Source organism: Kitasatospora sp. NPDC096128, from assembly GCF_040303105.1.
Lineage (GTDB): Bacteria > Actinomycetota > Actinomycetes > Streptomycetales > Streptomycetaceae > Kitasatospora.
In genome coordinates, this window is record NZ_JBEOSP010000017.1 from 104,388 (window position 1) to 119,063 (window position 14,676).

A 14,676-nucleotide genomic window follows, 5' to 3' on the forward strand; every position below is an offset into this window, starting at 1 on the left:
TGGAACGTGACCGGAGTTTTCGACGCACTCACGGCCGACCGGGGCCGGCTCGACCGCGCCAGCGCCGCCCAACGCGTGGCCGACGTGCTGCGCGACCACATCACCGAGGGCCTGCTCGCCCCGGGCACCCGGCTTTCGGAGGAGGCGCTCGGAGAAGCGCTCACCGTCTCGCGCAACACACTCCGCGAGGCGTTCCGACTGCTGGCCGACGAGCGGCTGGTCGTCCACAAGATGAACCGGGGCGTGTTCGTCCGGATCCTCGAACCGGACGACGTCGCCGACATCTACACGCTGCGCCTCGCCCTGGAGACCGCCGGTGTGCGCGCCCTGCGGAGCGCGACGCCCGAACGCCTGGCCGCGGTACGGACCGCGCTGAACCGCGCGGAGGCCGCCGAGGCGGCCGGCGACTGGATCACCGTCGGCACCGCCGACCTGCACTTCCACCAGGCCGTCGCCGGGATCGCCGGCAGCGAGCGGATCGACGAGTGCATGGCCCGCCTGATGGCCGAGCTGCGCCTGGCCTTCGCCGCCGTCCCGTCGGCGCGCGGGCTGCACGCGCCGTTCCTGCGCCGCAACCAGACGCTCGCCGGGCTGCTGGAGACGGGCGAGATCGACGACGCCGAGGTGGAGCTGACGAGCTATCTGAACGACGCGCGCGCGGTGATCGTCCGCGCGATGACGGACGGCTCCGTGACCGACGGCTCCGTTCCCGACGGCTCCGTGACGGACAGCTCCGTGACGGACGGCTCGGCGTGACAGCGCCGCCCGAAGACGCCCCCACCACGGTCGTCGACCTCAACGCCGATCTCGGCGAGGGCTTCGGCCGCTGGACGCTCACCGACGACGACGCCCTGCTGTCGGTGGTCACCAGCGCCAACGTCGCCTGTGGCTTCCACGCCGGGGACCCGAGCACCATGCAGCGGGTGTGCGAGCTGGCCGCGCCCCGGGGCGTACGGATCGGCGCCCAGGTCTCCTACCGGGACCTCGCCGGGTTCGGCCGCCGCGCGATGGACGTCCCGCCCGACGAACTGGCCCACGAAGTCGCCTACCAGATCGGGGCGTTGCAGGTGTTCGCCCGGGCGGCCGGGACGGACGTGGCGTACGTCAAACCGCACGGCGCGCTGTACAACCGGACGGTGCACGACGAGGAGCAGGCGGAGGCGGTGGTCCGGGGCATCCGCCTCGCCGGGCCGGCGTCGGCGCTGCCGGTCCTCGGGCTGCCCGGCTCACGGCTGCACGGGGCGGCCGAACGGGCCGGACTGCCAGTGGTCGCCGAGGCGTTCGCCGACCGCGCCTACACCCCGCACGGCACGCTCGTGCCACGCCGCGAACCCGACGCCGTCGTCCACGACCCCGACGCGGTCGTCGACCGCGCGGTCGCCATCGCCCGGGACGGCGAGGTCACCGCCCGCACCGGCGAGCGGATCCGGCTGCGGGCCCGCTCGCTGTGCGTGCACGGCGACACCCCGGGGGCCGCCGACCTGGCCCAGCGGGTGCGGACCGCGCTGTGGCGGGCCGGGGTCCGCATCGAGGCGTTCGCACCGGCACCGGACCGGGCCGGGAGAGGTACGGGATGAACCTGCGAGTACTGCGGGTCGGCTCGGACGCGCTGCTGGTCGAACTCGACGGCGCCGAGGAGACGATCGCCTTCCACGCCGAACTCCAGCGCCGCCGCGCGGCGGGCGGGTTCCCGTCCGTCACGGAGGTCGTGCCGGCCGAGCGCACCGTGCTGCTCGACGGCGTGGCCGATCCGGGCGCCCTGGCCGCCGAACTGCCCGGCTGGCGCGTGCCGCCGCTGCGGACGCCCACCGACCAGACCGTGACCGTCCCGGTGCGCTACGACGGTGCCGACCTCGCGGAGGTCGCCGCGCTGTGGGGCGTCGCCGAGGCCGAGGTCGCGCGCATCCACTCGGCGACCGAGTTCCGGGTCGCCTTCAGCGGCTTCGCCCCCGGCTTCGGCTACCTGACCGGCCTGCCCGAGCGGTACCGGGTGCCGCGGCGGGCCGCGCCGCGGGCCGCCGTCCCGGCCGGGGCGATCGCCCTCGCCGGCCGCTACACCGGCGCCTACCCGCGCTCCTCCCCCGGCGGCTGGCAGCTGATCGGGCACACCGACGCCGTGCTGTGGGACCCGTCCCGCGAGCCCGCCGCCCTGCTCAGCCCGGGCACCCTGGTCCGGTTCGTGATCGAGGAAGCATGAGCGAGGTCAGCGAGAAGAGCGACGAGAGCGACGAGAGCGAGCGAGCATGACCGTCACCATCACCCGCTCCGGCCTGCTGACGACCGTCCAGGACCTCGGCCGCCCCGGGCACGCGCACCTGGGCGTGCCGCGCTCCGGCGCGCTCGACCAGCCCGCCCACCGGCTCGCCAACCGCCTGGTCGGCAACCCCGCGACGGCGGCCACCCTGGAGACCACCGTGCTCGGCTGCGCGGTGCGCGTGGACCGCGCGGTGACCGTGGCCGTGGCCGGCGCACCGTGTGCCGTGCGGGTCGACGGGCGGCCCGCCGCCTGGGCCGCGCCGGTCCGGCTGCCCGCCGGGGCGCTGGTGGAGGTGGGTCCGGCGACCCGGGGCGTGCGCAGCTACCTCGCCTTCGCCGGTGGGATCGCCGCCGCGCCGGTCCTCGGCAGCCGCTCGACCGATCTGCTCTCGGGGCTGGGCCCGGCTCCCGTGGCCCCCGGGGACGTGCTGCCGCTCGGCGAACCGGCCGGTCCGCCCGCCGGGGTGGACGTGGTGCCGACGCCCGCGCCACCGGACCCGCTGCTCCTGCCGGTGCTGCCCGGCCCGCGCGACGACTGGTTCACCGCGCGGTCCCTCACCGTCCTCGCCGGCTCCGGCTACCGCGTCTCCCCCACCAGCAACCGGATCGGCCTGCGCCTGGACGGCCCGCCCCTGGAGCGGGCCCGCGAGGGTGAACTCCCCAGTGAGGGCATGGTCCTGGGCGCGGTCCAGGTCCCGCCCGACGGCCGCCCGGTGGTCTTCCTCGCCGACCACCCCACCACCGGCGGCTACCCCGTCATCGGCGTCGTCCCCGCCGCCGCACTGGCCGCCGCCGCCCAGGCCGCCCCGGGCACCCCGGTCCGCTTCACCCCGATGCGCCGGCCGCGGTGAGTCGTGCCGCAGCGGCACCGGGGGCGCCGGTCAACCGCATGCGGGCAGGGCGTCGAACCCGTCGAGCCCCTGCGGCCCGAGGGGGCGGCAGGGGCTCGACGGGCGTGCCGGGCGGAGGACCGGGTCGGGTCGCGCGCTAGCTCCGGCCGCCGGCTCGGCGGGCGAGCCTGGTCTCCGCCTTGAGGAGCAGGGGCATCAGGGCGTAGACGACGACCGGGACGACGAAGGCGGTCATCACCAGGGTGCGCAGTGGCACCGGGAGGTTGCCGAGGTGGGGCCCGAGGAGGAGGAACGCCGTGGTGATGGTCGGGTAGACGGCGAGCCAGGTGAGCAGGGCGCGGCGGTGGACGGACGGGGCGGCTGGGGCCGCAACGGGCGCCGCGGTGGGGGTGGTTGCCGGTGCCGCTGTGGTGATGGTGTCGGTGGTCATGGCGCGGGTCCTCCCCTTGGTGAGCGGGTGGAGACCAAATCTCCAACCCTTCGGTTGGAGTTTGGCACGCGCGGGCGCGGATGTCCAACCATTGGGTTGGAGATTTGGGATACCCTTGGGCCATGGCCTGGGACACCGCACGCACGCAGCAGCTCCTCCTTGACGCCGCGGTCGAGGAGTTCGCCGAGTTCGGCCCGGACGGGGCCCGGATCGCCCGGGTGGCGACCCGGGCGGGGGTGAACAAGGAGCGGATCTACCAGTACTTCGGCAACAAGGAGCGGCTCTTCTCCGCCGTGCTGACCTCCGAGCTCGGCAAGCTGGCGGAGGCGGTGCCACTCGCCCCGACCGGGCACCTGGACCTCGGCGACTACGCCGGGCGCGTCTTCGACTACCACTCGGCCAACCCGCACTTCTCCCGCCTACTGGCCTGGGAGGGCCTGCAACGGGGCACGGAGTCCGAGGAGTTGGCGGCCGGGCCGGAACGCACCGCGCACTACGGCGAGAAGGTCGCCGCCGTCGCCGCCGCGCAGCGCACCGGCGAGGCAACCGGTGACGTGGATCCGGGGCGGCTGATGTTCGCGGTGATCGGCCTGGTGAACGCCTGGTTCACCCTGCCCCAGATGGTCCGCCTGCTCCTCCCCGGCACGGCGGACGCCGCAACGAACCGGGAGGCCGTGGTCGGGCTCGTCAACCGCCTCACGAGGCCCGCGGCCGACTGAGCGACCCGGCCCCGTTCAGCCCCGGCGGGCGGCCGCGACCCGGCGGGCGGCGGCCTGGCGGGTGCGGCGGACGGTGCGGTGGAGGCGCTGGACGGCGATGAAGCGGTTCATCGCGTCGGCCAGGGTGAGGCGGTACTTGAGCCGCAGCTGGGCGTTGAGTCCGGCGATCCGGTCGGGGCCGATGGCCTGGAGGAGGCGGCCGACGTGCCGCTGGTAGACCTCCCAGTAGTTGCGGTCGCCGTCCGGGATGGACCAGAAGAACATCGGGATCTCTTCGGTCAGGCAGTTGCGGTCGTAGGCACGCAAGTACTGCTCGGTGAAGAGGGTTTCGGGGCGGGCGAGCAGCCACTCCCGGACGAGTTCCATCGAGCGGACCCGGTCGATCAGGCCGCGCGGGTCGGTCTTCTTCTGGGTGATGGAGAGGTTGCCGTCCTCGCGGACCCGCCAGTGGTAGATCGGCTCGGCGAGCACGTCGACCCGCTCGGCGAGGAAGTGGTGCGGGACGCTGACCGGGGCGTCCTCGTACAGGATGCCCTCGGGGTAGCGGATGCCCGCGGCGTCGAAGAAGGAGCGCCGGTAGACCTTGTTCCAGGCGGTGCGGTCGGTGACCAGGGCGGGCAGTTCGCTGACATGGGTGCGCAGCCGGGTCTCGCGGAACGGGCGGCGGTGGGCGTGCGAGGGGGTGAGGCCGGTGGTGCGCAGCCGCATCGCGTTGCCGGCGAGGAAGTCGGAGCCGGTCTCGTCGAGCGTGCTGACCATCAGCTGGTAGGCGTGCGGCGGCAGGGTGTCGTCACTGTCGACGAAGGCCAGGTACTGGGTGCCGGGGGCGAGGTGGCGCCAGCCGGTGTTGCGCGCGGCGCCGAGGCCCTTGTTCTCCTGCTGGACCAGCCGGAAGCGGCGGTCCCTGGCGGCGTACTCCTTGGCGATCACCGGGCCGTCGTCGGTCGAGCCGTCGTCGACCATGACGCACTCGAAGTCCTCGAAGGTCTGGGCCGCGATCGAGTCCAGGCACTCCGCGAGGTAGCGCTCGACGTTGTAGATCGGGACGACGACGGACAGACGAGGGGCCATCGGACGGCCTTTCGCTCAGGAGCGGACGGGCCGGTCGGCCGGTCGGCCGCCGACCGCCGGTGACCGGCGGTGATCCGAGCGTAGCGACCGCGTGCCGTTCCCGGGCGAACAACGGGTGGCGGCGAGTCTTCGGTTCGGTGTGGCCGACGTGACCGGTGTCAACGGCCGTGACGGGAAACCGCGGTGGGACGCACGGGGAAGGGCCCCGGACCGCCCGACCGGTCCGGGGCCCTTCCGCTCGCCCGGTGCTCAGGCGCCCTTGACGGCGGCGAAGCGGGAGGAGACGTCCTGCCAGTTGACTACGTCCCACAGACGGGTGACGTAGTCCGGGCGGACGTTGCGGTACTGCAGGTAGTAGGCGTGCTCCCAGGCGTCGAAGGCGAGCAGCGGGGTGGTGCCCTGGCCGACGTTGCCGTGGTGGTCGTAGACCTGCTCGACGATCAGGCGCCGGCCGAGCGGCTCCCAGGACAGGATGCCCCAACCGGAGCCCTGGACACCGGTGGTGGCGGTGGTGAGCTGCTTCTTGAAGGCCTCGAAGCTGCCGAAGTGCTCGGTGATGGCGTCGGCCAGCTCGCCCTCGGGGCGGTCGCCGCCCTCCGGGGAGAGGTTCTGCCAGAACAGCGAGTGCAGCACGTGGCCGGAGAGGTGGAAGGCGAAGGTCTTCTGCAGGCCGACCAGGCCGCCGAACTGCTCCTTGTCGCGCGCCTCGGCAAGCTGCTCCAGGGTGTCGTTCGCCCCCTTCACGTAGGCGGCGTGGTGCTTGGAGTGGTGCAGCTCCAGGATCTCGGCGGACATGGCCCGCTCGAGCGCGGAGTAGTCGTACGGCAGGTCGGGAAGCGAGTAGGTGCCCATCAGGACACGGCCCCTTTCGGCGGGTTGAGCGTTGACGATCGTGCCGGGACAACACTATTGCGTATGGGTTGCAGGAACGAAGCATGGGCTCCTGCTTATTCCCGATACCCCGTCGGGCACAATGGTCACCCGTACGTGTAATGACTGAAGAGGGTGAGTGACTGTGACAGGGTCGCCGGTGGTCGTGCTGGGCATCGAGTCCTCCTGCGACGAGACCGGCGCCGGCCTGGTCCAAGGCGGCGTGCTGCTCGGGCAGGCGGTGGCCTCCTCGATGGACGAGCACGCCCGTTACGGCGGGGTGGTGCCGGAGATCGCCACCCGGGCGCACCTCCACGCGATGGCCCCGGTGGTGCAGGAGGCCCTGGACCGGGCCGGGCTGACGCTCCGGGACATCGGGGCCGTCGCCGTCACCACCGGCCCCGGGCTGGCCGGCGCCCTCCAGGTCGGGGTCGCCGCCGCCAAGGGGTACGCCTTCTCGCTCGGCGTCCCGCTGTACGGCGTGCACCACCTCGCCGGGCACGTCGCCGCCGCGACCCTGGACGGCGGGCCACTGCCCGACCCGTGCATCGTGCTGATCGTCTCCGGCGGGCACACCTCGCTGCTGCTGGTCCGCGACCTCGCCCGGGACCGGATCGTCCACCTCGGCGACACCCTGGACGACGCGGCCGGCGAGTGCTTCGACAAGGTCGCCCGGATCCTCGGGCTGCCCTACCCCGGCGGGCCGGCCGTCGACCGGGCGGCGCGGGACGGGGACCCGACGGCCGTGCGGCTGCCGCGCCCGCTGACCGGGCCGCGGGACGACCCGTACGCCTTCTCCTTCTCCGGCCTCAAGACCGCCGCCGCCCGCTGGGTCGAGGCGCGGCGCGCGGCCGGCGCCGAACCGCACGTGCCGGACGCGGCGGCCGCCCTCCAGGAGGCGATCGCGGACGTGCTCACCCGCAAGGCGGTGCGGGCCTGCGCCGACCACGGGATCGACACCCTGGTGGTGGTCGGCGGGGTCGCCGCCAACTCCCGGGTGCGGGCGCTCGCCGAGCAGCGGTGCGCCGCGGCCGGCATCACCCTGCGGGTGCCGCCGCTGCGGCTGTGCACGGACAACGGCGCGATGGTCGCGGCCGTCGGCGACCTGCTGGTCCGGGCCGGGGCCGAACCGGCGCCGGCGGACGTGTCGGTGGACCCGTCGGCGCCGCTGGAGTTCGCGGCGCTCAGGCCGCTCCCGAGCAAGTGACGGCACGACCGGGTGACGGCGCGACCGGGTGACGGGGTGACCGGGTGACCGGGTGACGGGCGCGGTGCTCAGCCCGTCGCCGACCAGGCGACCAGGGGCGGGCGGACGGCGGCGCACAGCGGGTGGCCCTTGGCGTCGCTGAGGCCCAGGCGGGCCACCAGGAGTCCGGTGTCCAGCGCCTGCGCCAGGACGTCCTCGTCCACCGCGGTCAGCAGCAGCTTCGCCCGGCGGAACAGCGCCCAGGCGTCGCCGTCCCTGGTCAGCCAGTTCAGGTAGACGAAGCGCCCGCCCGGGCCGCCCTGGACGTACCGGCCGGTGATGTCCGCCCCGCCGTCCGGCAGCCGCTTCGCCGCACACTCCAGCGACCACCGCGCCCGCTGCGCGTCACCGGGGTGCGGATCCAGCAACTCGGCCGGGCGGCCCCGGCGTTGGACGGCGACGTGGATGTCCCGGTACCCCGGGAAGCCCGGCCCGCCCGCGCACTCGCGCCCGGGCAGGTCGACGGCCTCGATCCTCAGCTCCATAGCCCCATGGTCCCCCACGGCGGGCCGCCCCGGGCAGCGCACCCGGCGCCGACTGCGGGCCGTGGCCAGGACCGGGCGCTGACCGTACCGGCCGTACCGGTCGTACCGGTCGTGACGTCGCGGCCCGGACGGTCAGCCGACCGGCGGGAAGACCACGTGGTCTTCCCGCCGGACCACGAACCGCCAGCACTCCTCGACCTTCGAACTCGTCGGCAGGACGTCGATCCTCAGCTCGTGCTCCAGGGTGATCCGCAGGTCTCCCTCCGGCGCCCGCTCCACCGACAGCACCCGGGGCGACTCCCGGCCCAGGAACTCCCGGAGCGCGTCGGCGCCGGAGTCGTAGGCGAGGCGGTCACCGCCCCCGGCCGGCACCAGGTCGTCGGAGCCGAGGTAGACCTCCCCGCACTGGACGATCCGGAACGGGCACCCGGCGTGCACGGCGAACCGGCTGCCCGTCGACTCCTCCCCGGCGTCGCCCAGCGGCCAGGAGACCGTCTCGCCGAAGTCGACGACGCCCATGCCGCCGAACCGGTAGACGTCCACCCACACTTCGCCGACCAGGCGTTGCAGCAGCCGGTCCTCGTCCGTCGCGTCCTCTTCGGGTTCCCCGTTGCTCAGCATGTCGTCATCGTCCCCGCAACCGGGCCGTCCCGTCGCCCGAATTCCGGGCCGACGTTCCCTTTCCGCCGTTCCGTTCGCGCCGTTCCGCTTCCACCGCCGGCCACCGGGAGGTCCCCGGTGCTCGGAGCGGTTCCTGTGGCAGGGCCCCGGGCCGAGCGTGACGATGGAGGCCCGAGCCGCCCCTGCCCGATCGGAGTGCGATGAGCGAGCAGCACAACGTCGTCCTGCTGACCTTCCACGACGCCACCGCCTGGCGCCCCGCCTTCGAGGCGGCGCAGCACCTGCCGGGCCTGCGGTACGCGGCGGCGATGGAGCGCAGTGCCGACGGCCTGCTGGAGATCAAGGACACCTTCACCCGGGGCGCCGGGGTGGCCACGGTCGGGTCGGGGGTGCTGGGCGGCCTGGTGGGGCTGCTCGGCGGGCCCGTGGGCGTGCTGCTGGGCTTCGCGGCGGGTGCGGCGCTCGGCAACGCGGCCGAGGAGCGCGCGGCCTCGGAGGGCGGCGCCGCGCTGATCGTGCTGTCGCCCCGGGTGCCGGACGGCGGGGCGCTGGTGGCCGTGGAGCTGCGGGAGTCCTCGCCCGGGCCGGCGGACGGGCTGGCCGCCGAGCACGGGGCGACGGTCGAGCGGATCGACGCGCACATCTTCACCGAGCAGGTCCGGGCGGCGGAGAAGAAGGCCGAGGAGGACCGGGCAGCAGACGAGGAGTCCTGAGGCCCGGCCCTCCGGTGGTGCACCCGGCGGCGCACCGGCGGCGCTCCCGGCGGTGCACCTGGCGGGTCACTCCGCCCGCAGCGCCTCCACCGTCCGCGCCCGCGCCGCCCGGACGGCGGGCAGCAGGGCGCCGAGCAGGGCGATCAGCACGCCGCCGAGGCCGAGCAGGACCAGTGCGGGCGTGCCGAAGACGTCCAGGGCGGCGGCCGGGAAGTTCAGCCCGGCGCTGTGGCCCATCGCGGGCACCGTCAAGCGGTGCAGCAGCAGCCCGGCCGGCAGGCCGATCGCGCCGCCGACCGCCCCGACCAGCAGCACCGAGGCCAGCACCACGCCCACGGTCTGCGCCGGGGTCATGCCGAGGGCCTTGGTGACGCCCATGTCGCGGGTGCGCTCGCGGATCTCCAGGACGACGGTGTTGAACACCCCGAGCCCGGCGACCACGACCAGCAGCACGGTCAGGGTGACGGTGATCGAGTCGAGCGCGGCGATCGAGTCGCTGGAGCTGTGCGGCCCGCCGGCCTCTGCGGTCATCTGCGCGGGGGCGAGCGCGGCGCCGAGGGCGGTGGCGTAGGCGGCGCGGTCGGTGCCCGGCTTGAGCGTGACGAACCAGAAGTCGGGCCTGGGGGCCGTCCCGGACGGGAAGGTGGCGGCGTCCGTGATCAGCTCGTTGGTCTGCACGTGCGGGTCGAAGACCTCGCCGACGAGCCGGACGGTGACGGACCGGCCGTGGGACACGAAGGTCACCGGGTCGCCGAGCTTCACCGAGGCCTCGGTCAGGAAGGTCGCGGGGGCGACCGCCTCGCCGGGCCCCTGGTACCAGCGGCCGGAGACCATCTTGTAGCCGGCCGCCGTCGCGTCGCCGTCGAAGGCGGTGACCGTGGTGCCGCCGGCCACGCCGGGGACGGTGACGTCCTCGGCGCCGTTGCCGAAGTAGCCGGCCGTGCCCGGCTGGGCGGTCAGGGCGGCGATGACGACGGACCGGTCGGCGGCGACGGGCATCGCGGCCGCCCCCGACCCCGGCACCGCGTCCGGCCGCTGCGGGTGCACGACGACGTCCGCGTGGTCGCGGTTCTTCGCCTCCTGCACCCAGCTCATCGTGCCGCCCATGCCGACCGCGAAGACCGCCGCCGCCGTGCCGAACAGCACGGCCGCGAGCATCCCGGCCGCCCGGGCCGGGCGGGCGAAGGGCTGGGCCAGGCCCAGGCTCAGCGGCCGGGGCAGCGGCAGCCGGGCGGCCAGCGCGGTGGCCCGGCGGGCGACGGCGTCGCGCCGGGTGGTGCCGGCCGTACGGCCGACGGCCAGCGCGTCGACGGTGCGCAGCCGTCCGGCGCGGGCGGCGGCCGCCCAGGCGACCAGGGCGACGGCGGCCAGCGTGCCGCCGGCCACCGCGACATCCACCCAGGGGGCGACGCCGGAGGCGTCGGTGCCGTAGAGGTTCCCGGCGGTGGCGAGCACCGGGACGGTCAGCAGGTTGCCGGCCACCACCCCCAGCAGGGTGCCGAGGGCGGCCGGGACCATCGCCTGGGCGACATAGGCGCGCACCACCTGGGCGGGGGTGCAGCCGATCGCCTTGAGCACGCCGATCCGCCGGGTGGCACTGCCGACCGCGCCGGCCACCACGTTGCCCGCGACCAGCACCGACATCGCCATGCCGAGCAGGCCGAAGGCGACCATGAAGGGCAGGAACAGAGCGGTGTTGCGGTCCGATCCCTGCTTGGCGTTGAGCCAGGACTGGGCACCGGTGGGGGCCCCGGCAGGGGCTGCGGAGGCGACGGCGGCACGGTCGGCGGCCATCGCGTCGGCGGTGGCGGAGTCGGCGAAGCGGTACAGCATCTCGTAACCGGAGGTGCTGCCGGGGGCGGTGATCGCCGGGATGGCATCGGGGGTGACCCAGGCGTCGGCGGTGCGGCTGACGGAGCGGGCGAGGCCGACGACGGTCAGCGAGGGTGCGCCCGGCAGACCGGGCAGCCGGAGCGTCCCGCCGATCGGCACACCCGGGTTCCCGTACCCGGCGGAGATCACCACCTCGCCCGGTTTGGTCGGCCAACTCCCTTCCATCATGGTCACGTTGTCGATCCCGGCGGCGGCCGACGCCCGACCGGCGACGGTCATCGGCGACATCGTCAGGCCCGCCGGGGCGGTCGAGCCGACGCCCGGCTCGGGGTCGACGGTGACGGTGCGGAAGGGGCCGGCCGCGGCCGTCACCCCGGCGGCGTGCGCGGTGGCGGCGAGTTGGTCGGCGTTCGCCCGGGTGCCGTCGAAGGTGACGGTGAGGTGGGCCCCGTGCTGGCCGTCGAAGGCCTGGTCGAAGGGGGCCTGGGAGGCGACCAGCAGCGAACCGCCGAGCACGGAGCAGGTGGTGGCCACCAGGGCGGACAGCCCGATGGCGACCGACTGGGTGCGGCGGCGGCGCACCCCGGCGCGGACGACCCTTCCGAGCGCGGTCATGCCACGACCTCCGCAGAGTCCGCCGAGACCGCCGAGACCGCAGAGTCCGACTCGATCCGGCCGTCCCGCATCCGGACCGTGCGGGTCGCGCAGTCCTCGGCGAGGGTCAGGTCGTGGGTGACCAGCAGGATGGTCTGACCGTCCTGGTGCAGCTCCCGGAACAGCTCTTTGACGTCCTCGCCGGAGGCCGAGTCCAGTGCGCCGGTCGGCTCGTCGGCCAGCAGCAGCGCCGGTTTGTTCATCAACGCCCTTGCCACCGCGACGCGTTGGCGCTCACCGCCGGAGAGCCGGCCCGGGTGGGCACGGGCGTGCCGGTCGATGCCGAGCGACTCCAGCAGTTCGGCGGCCCGCCGCCGGGCCTCGGCGCGCGGGACGCCGGCCAACTCGCCGGCCAGCACCACGTTGTCGGCCACGGTCAGGTCGTCCAGCAGGTTGAAGAACTGGAACACCATGCCGATCGTGGCGCGCCGGTACCTGGCCGAGCCGGACTCGGTCAGCCGGTCGACCCGGACCCCGGCCACCGTGACCGTGCCGGTGCTCGGCCGGTCCAGCCCGGCGACCAGGTTCAGCAGGGTGGACTTCCCGCTGCCGGACGGGCCGAGCAGCGCCACCGACTCGCCCTCGGACACCCTCAGCGCCACCCCGTCCAGGGCCGCCCGGGCACCCTCGTAGTGGCGGCTCACACCGCTCAGTTCGATCACCGGATCGCTGCTCATTTCCCCGCTCCTCGCCGTTCTGCCGCTGGTGACGAGGACGAAGGTACGGAGGGACGGCACGCCGCCACGTCCGCCGCCCGCCGCAACTTCCGTACCGCGTCGGGCGTACGGCCGCCGGCGTCATCCTTGCGAGGTAGTCGCCCGGTGTAGCGGCTGCCCCCGCTCGCGGGGCTGTCCCGGGCGGCGGCCGACCGCCACAATGTCCCGGTGATCACCCACCCCACGGTGCGACGGCTGCTGGACGGCGGCGCCGACGACGCGCCGCCCCCGCCCCGGCCCACCCGGCGCGGCCAGGCCTTCGACCTGGCCCTGGCCCTGTTCCTCGTCTCCGTCTGCGCCCGCTACGCCACCGTCGCGGCCCACGCCCACGGCCAGTACGGTCCGGACCGGCACGGATCGCCCTGGAAGGGGATGCTGCTGCTGGTCCCCTTCGTCCCGCTGCCGCTGGTGCTGCGCCGGCGCCACCCGCTGGCAGTGCTGTGGACGGTGCTGCCGGCCGCGCTGCTGGTGCGGACGCAGCACGAGGACATCGCGTTCTGGGCGGGCGTGGTGGTGATCGTCGCCGCCTACAGCGCGGCCGCGTACGGGCGCCGCCCGAGGGCCGTGCTGCTCGGCCTGGCGGCCGCCGCCGTAGCGCTCGTGGTGCTCTTCAACGACGCCCTGCTGCCGGAGTTCGAGAACTGGGTGGTGGCCGTGCTCGTCCTGGTGCCGGTGCTCGCGGTCGCCTACGAACTGCGGATGTGGCGGCACCGGGTGGAGCAGGGCCGGGAGCGGATGTCCGCCCTGGAGCGGGAGCAGCTGGCCGCGCTCGACCGCGCGGTGGAGCTCGAACGGGCCAGGATCGCCCGGGAGTTGCACGACGTGGTCACCCACAACGTGAGCATGATGACGATCCAGGCCGGGGCCGCCCGCAAGATCCTGGACACCGCCCCGGACAAGGCCCGCGAGGCGATGGCCGCGGTGGAGGCCGGCGGGCGCGCGGCGATGACCGAACTGCGGCAGGTGATGGGCCTGTTGACCATCGACTCGGAGACCGGCGGCGATCCCGCGGCCGACGCCGACCTCAGCCCGCAGCCCGGCCTCGGCCGGCTCGACGCCCTGGTCGAGGGCGTGCGCCGGGCCGGACTGCCGGTGGAGCTGACCGTGCGCGGGCAGCGCCGGCCCGTCCCGCCCGGGGTCGAGCTCGCCGCCTACCGGGTCGTCCAGGAGGCGCTCACCAACACCGTCAAGCACGCGGGCGGAGCCGACGCCGCGGTGACCGTCGAGTACGGCCCCGACCACCTGAGGGTGGACGTCACCGACACCGGCGGCCGCCCCACCGGCGCCGCCGCCACCGGCAACGGACGCGGCCTGCTGGGCCTGCGCGAACGCCTCGCCGTCTACGGCGGCACCCTGCACACCGGACCCCGGCCGCGCGGCGGCTACCGCGTCACCGCCTCGATACCCCTGGAGAGTCGATGAACGAGCAAGCGATCCGCGTGGTGGTCGCCGACGACCAGGCCCTGGTCCGGATCGGCTTCCGGCTGATCCTGGAGTCCGAGGGGATCGAGGTGGTCGCCGAGGCGGAGGACGGCGAGCAGGCCGTCGCCGCCGTCCGCCGGAACAGACCGGACGTGGTGCTGATGGACATCCGGATGCCCGGCCTGGACGGCCTGGAGGCCACCCGGCGGATCCTCGCGGACCGCGCCGCCGACGCGCCCCGGATCATCATGCTGACCACCTTCGACCTGGACCACTACGTCTACGCCGCGATGGCCGCCGGGGCCAGCGGCTTCCTGCTCAAGGACGTCACCCCGGAGCACCTGGCCGCCGCCGTCCGGCTGGTCCGCACCGGGGACGCGCTGCTCGCCCCCGCGATCACCCGCCGCCTGGTCGAGCGCTTCGCCCGCCCCGCCGCCCCGGAGGCCGCCGCTCCGCACCGCGAACTGGCCACCCTCACCCCGCGCGAGCTGGAGGTGATGGGGCTGCTCGCCCGGGGCCTCAGCAACGCCGAGCTGGCCGTCCGGCTGCAGCTCTCCGAGGCGACGGTGAAGACCCATGTGGCCCGGATCCTGGGCAAGTTGGGGCTGCGGGACCGGGCCCAGGTGGTGGTCGCGGCGTATGAGACCGGGCTGGTCAGCGTGGGAGCGACAGGAGCGCCGGGAACGGCGTGACGGCGTGACGGCGTGACGGCGTGACGGCGTGACGGCGTGACGGCGTGACGGCGTGACGGCGTGACGGCGTGACGGCGTGACGGCGTGACGGCGTGCG

16 protein-coding genes are annotated in these 14,676 nt (G+C 74.8%); 9 read left to right on the forward strand and 7 right to left on the reverse strand.

From position 1 onward, the window contains the following. The first annotated feature begins 6 nt into the window (after positions 1–6). From ABTY61_RS20455 to ABTY61_RS20470, 4 genes are read left to right on the forward strand one after another with little or no spacing between them, the layout of a single operon-like run. Complete coding sequence (locus ABTY61_RS20455) at positions 7–756, forward strand: GntR family transcriptional regulator (RefSeq protein ID WP_350506427.1); 750 nt, start codon at positions 7–9, stop codon at positions 754–756. Beyond that, positions 753–1,577, forward strand: coding sequence for a LamB/YcsF family protein (locus tag ABTY61_RS20460; RefSeq protein WP_350506428.1), 825 nt, complete (start codon positions 753–755; stop codon positions 1,575–1,577). Before ABTY61_RS20455 ends, ABTY61_RS20460 begins: the two co-directional genes overlap by 4 nt. Next, the gene (locus ABTY61_RS20465; protein ID WP_350506429.1) at positions 1,574–2,197 is read left to right on the forward strand and encodes a 5-oxoprolinase subunit B family protein; all 624 of its coding nucleotides are present in this window, start codon (positions 1,574–1,576) and stop codon (positions 2,195–2,197) included. Before ABTY61_RS20460 ends, ABTY61_RS20465 begins: the two co-directional genes overlap by 4 nt. A 46-nt stretch (positions 2,198–2,243) precedes the next feature. Continuing rightward, the gene (locus ABTY61_RS20470; protein WP_350506430.1) at positions 2,244–3,107 is read left to right on the forward strand and encodes a 5-oxoprolinase subunit C family protein; all 864 of its coding nucleotides are present in this window, start codon (positions 2,244–2,246) and stop codon (positions 3,105–3,107) included. Between the two features lie 136 nt (positions 3,108–3,243). On the opposite strand, the gene ABTY61_RS20475 is transcribed toward ABTY61_RS20470, so the two are convergent. Beyond that, positions 3,244–3,537, reverse strand: a complete 294-nt coding sequence (locus ABTY61_RS20475) for a putative antibiotic biosynthesis monooxygenase (protein ID WP_350506431.1) — start codon at positions 3,535–3,537, stop codon at positions 3,244–3,246. A 122-nt stretch (positions 3,538–3,659) separates the two neighbouring features. On the opposite strand from ABTY61_RS20475, the gene ABTY61_RS20480 reads away from it, so the two are divergent. Further along, positions 3,660–4,256, forward strand: coding sequence for a TetR/AcrR family transcriptional regulator (locus tag ABTY61_RS20480; protein ID WP_350506432.1), 597 nt, complete (start codon positions 3,660–3,662; stop codon positions 4,254–4,256). A 15-nt stretch (positions 4,257–4,271) separates the two neighbouring features. On the opposite strand, the gene ABTY61_RS20485 is transcribed toward ABTY61_RS20480, so the two are convergent. Further along, the gene (locus ABTY61_RS20485) at positions 4,272–5,327 is read right to left on the reverse strand and encodes a glycosyltransferase family 2 protein (RefSeq protein ID WP_350506433.1); all 1,056 of its coding nucleotides are present in this window, start codon (positions 5,325–5,327) and stop codon (positions 4,272–4,274) included. A 249-nt stretch (positions 5,328–5,576) separates the two neighbouring features. Next, positions 5,577–6,179, reverse strand: coding sequence for a superoxide dismutase (locus tag ABTY61_RS20490; RefSeq protein ID WP_350506434.1), 603 nt, complete (start codon positions 6,177–6,179; stop codon positions 5,577–5,579). A gap of 163 nt (positions 6,180–6,342) precedes the next feature. On the opposite strand from ABTY61_RS20490, the gene tsaD reads away from it, so the two are divergent. Further along, entirely contained in the window at positions 6,343–7,404 is a 1,062-nt protein-coding gene (gene tsaD / locus ABTY61_RS20495) for a tRNA (adenosine(37)-N6)-threonylcarbamoyltransferase complex transferase subunit TsaD (protein WP_350506507.1), read from the forward strand. Between the two features lie 68 nt (positions 7,405–7,472). Here tsaD and ABTY61_RS20500 read toward each other — a convergent pair whose 3' ends face one another. Further along, positions 7,473–7,928: a DUF5990 family protein gene (locus tag ABTY61_RS20500; protein WP_350506435.1), complete on the reverse strand. Its 456-nt coding sequence runs from the start codon at positions 7,926–7,928 to the stop codon at positions 7,473–7,475. A gap of 132 nt (positions 7,929–8,060) precedes the next feature. Further along, complete coding sequence (locus ABTY61_RS20505) at positions 8,061–8,549, reverse strand: hypothetical protein (RefSeq protein WP_350506436.1); 489 nt, start codon at positions 8,547–8,549, stop codon at positions 8,061–8,063. 200 nt (positions 8,550–8,749) lie between these two features. On the opposite strand from ABTY61_RS20505, the gene ABTY61_RS20510 reads away from it, so the two are divergent. Then, positions 8,750–9,262 (forward strand): histidine kinase, encoded by a 513-nt coding sequence (locus tag ABTY61_RS20510; RefSeq protein ID WP_350506437.1) that lies wholly within the window; start codon positions 8,750–8,752, stop codon positions 9,260–9,262. 66 nt (positions 9,263–9,328) lie between these two features. Here the strand turns inward: ABTY61_RS20510 and ABTY61_RS20515 are convergent, their stop codons facing one another. Further along, positions 9,329–11,710, reverse strand: coding sequence for an FtsX-like permease family protein (locus ABTY61_RS20515; protein ID WP_350506438.1), 2,382 nt, complete (start codon positions 11,708–11,710; stop codon positions 9,329–9,331). Beyond that, positions 11,707–12,426, reverse strand: a complete 720-nt coding sequence (locus tag ABTY61_RS20520; protein ID WP_350506439.1) for an ABC transporter ATP-binding protein — start codon at positions 12,424–12,426, stop codon at positions 11,707–11,709. The genes ABTY61_RS20515 and ABTY61_RS20520 overlap by 4 nt, the downstream gene beginning before the upstream one ends. A 207-nt stretch (positions 12,427–12,633) precedes the next feature. On the opposite strand from ABTY61_RS20520, the gene ABTY61_RS20525 reads away from it, so the two are divergent. Further along, positions 12,634–13,887 carry a sensor histidine kinase gene (locus tag ABTY61_RS20525; protein WP_350506440.1) on the forward strand — a complete coding sequence of 418 codons (1,254 nt, stop codon included), beginning with the start codon at positions 12,634–12,636 and terminating at the stop codon, positions 13,885–13,887. Further along, positions 13,884–14,579 carry a response regulator transcription factor gene (locus ABTY61_RS20530; RefSeq protein WP_350506441.1) on the forward strand — a complete coding sequence of 232 codons (696 nt, stop codon included), beginning with the start codon at positions 13,884–13,886 and terminating at the stop codon, positions 14,577–14,579. Before ABTY61_RS20525 ends, ABTY61_RS20530 begins: the two co-directional genes overlap by 4 nt. Positions 14,580–14,676 lie beyond the last annotated feature (97 nt).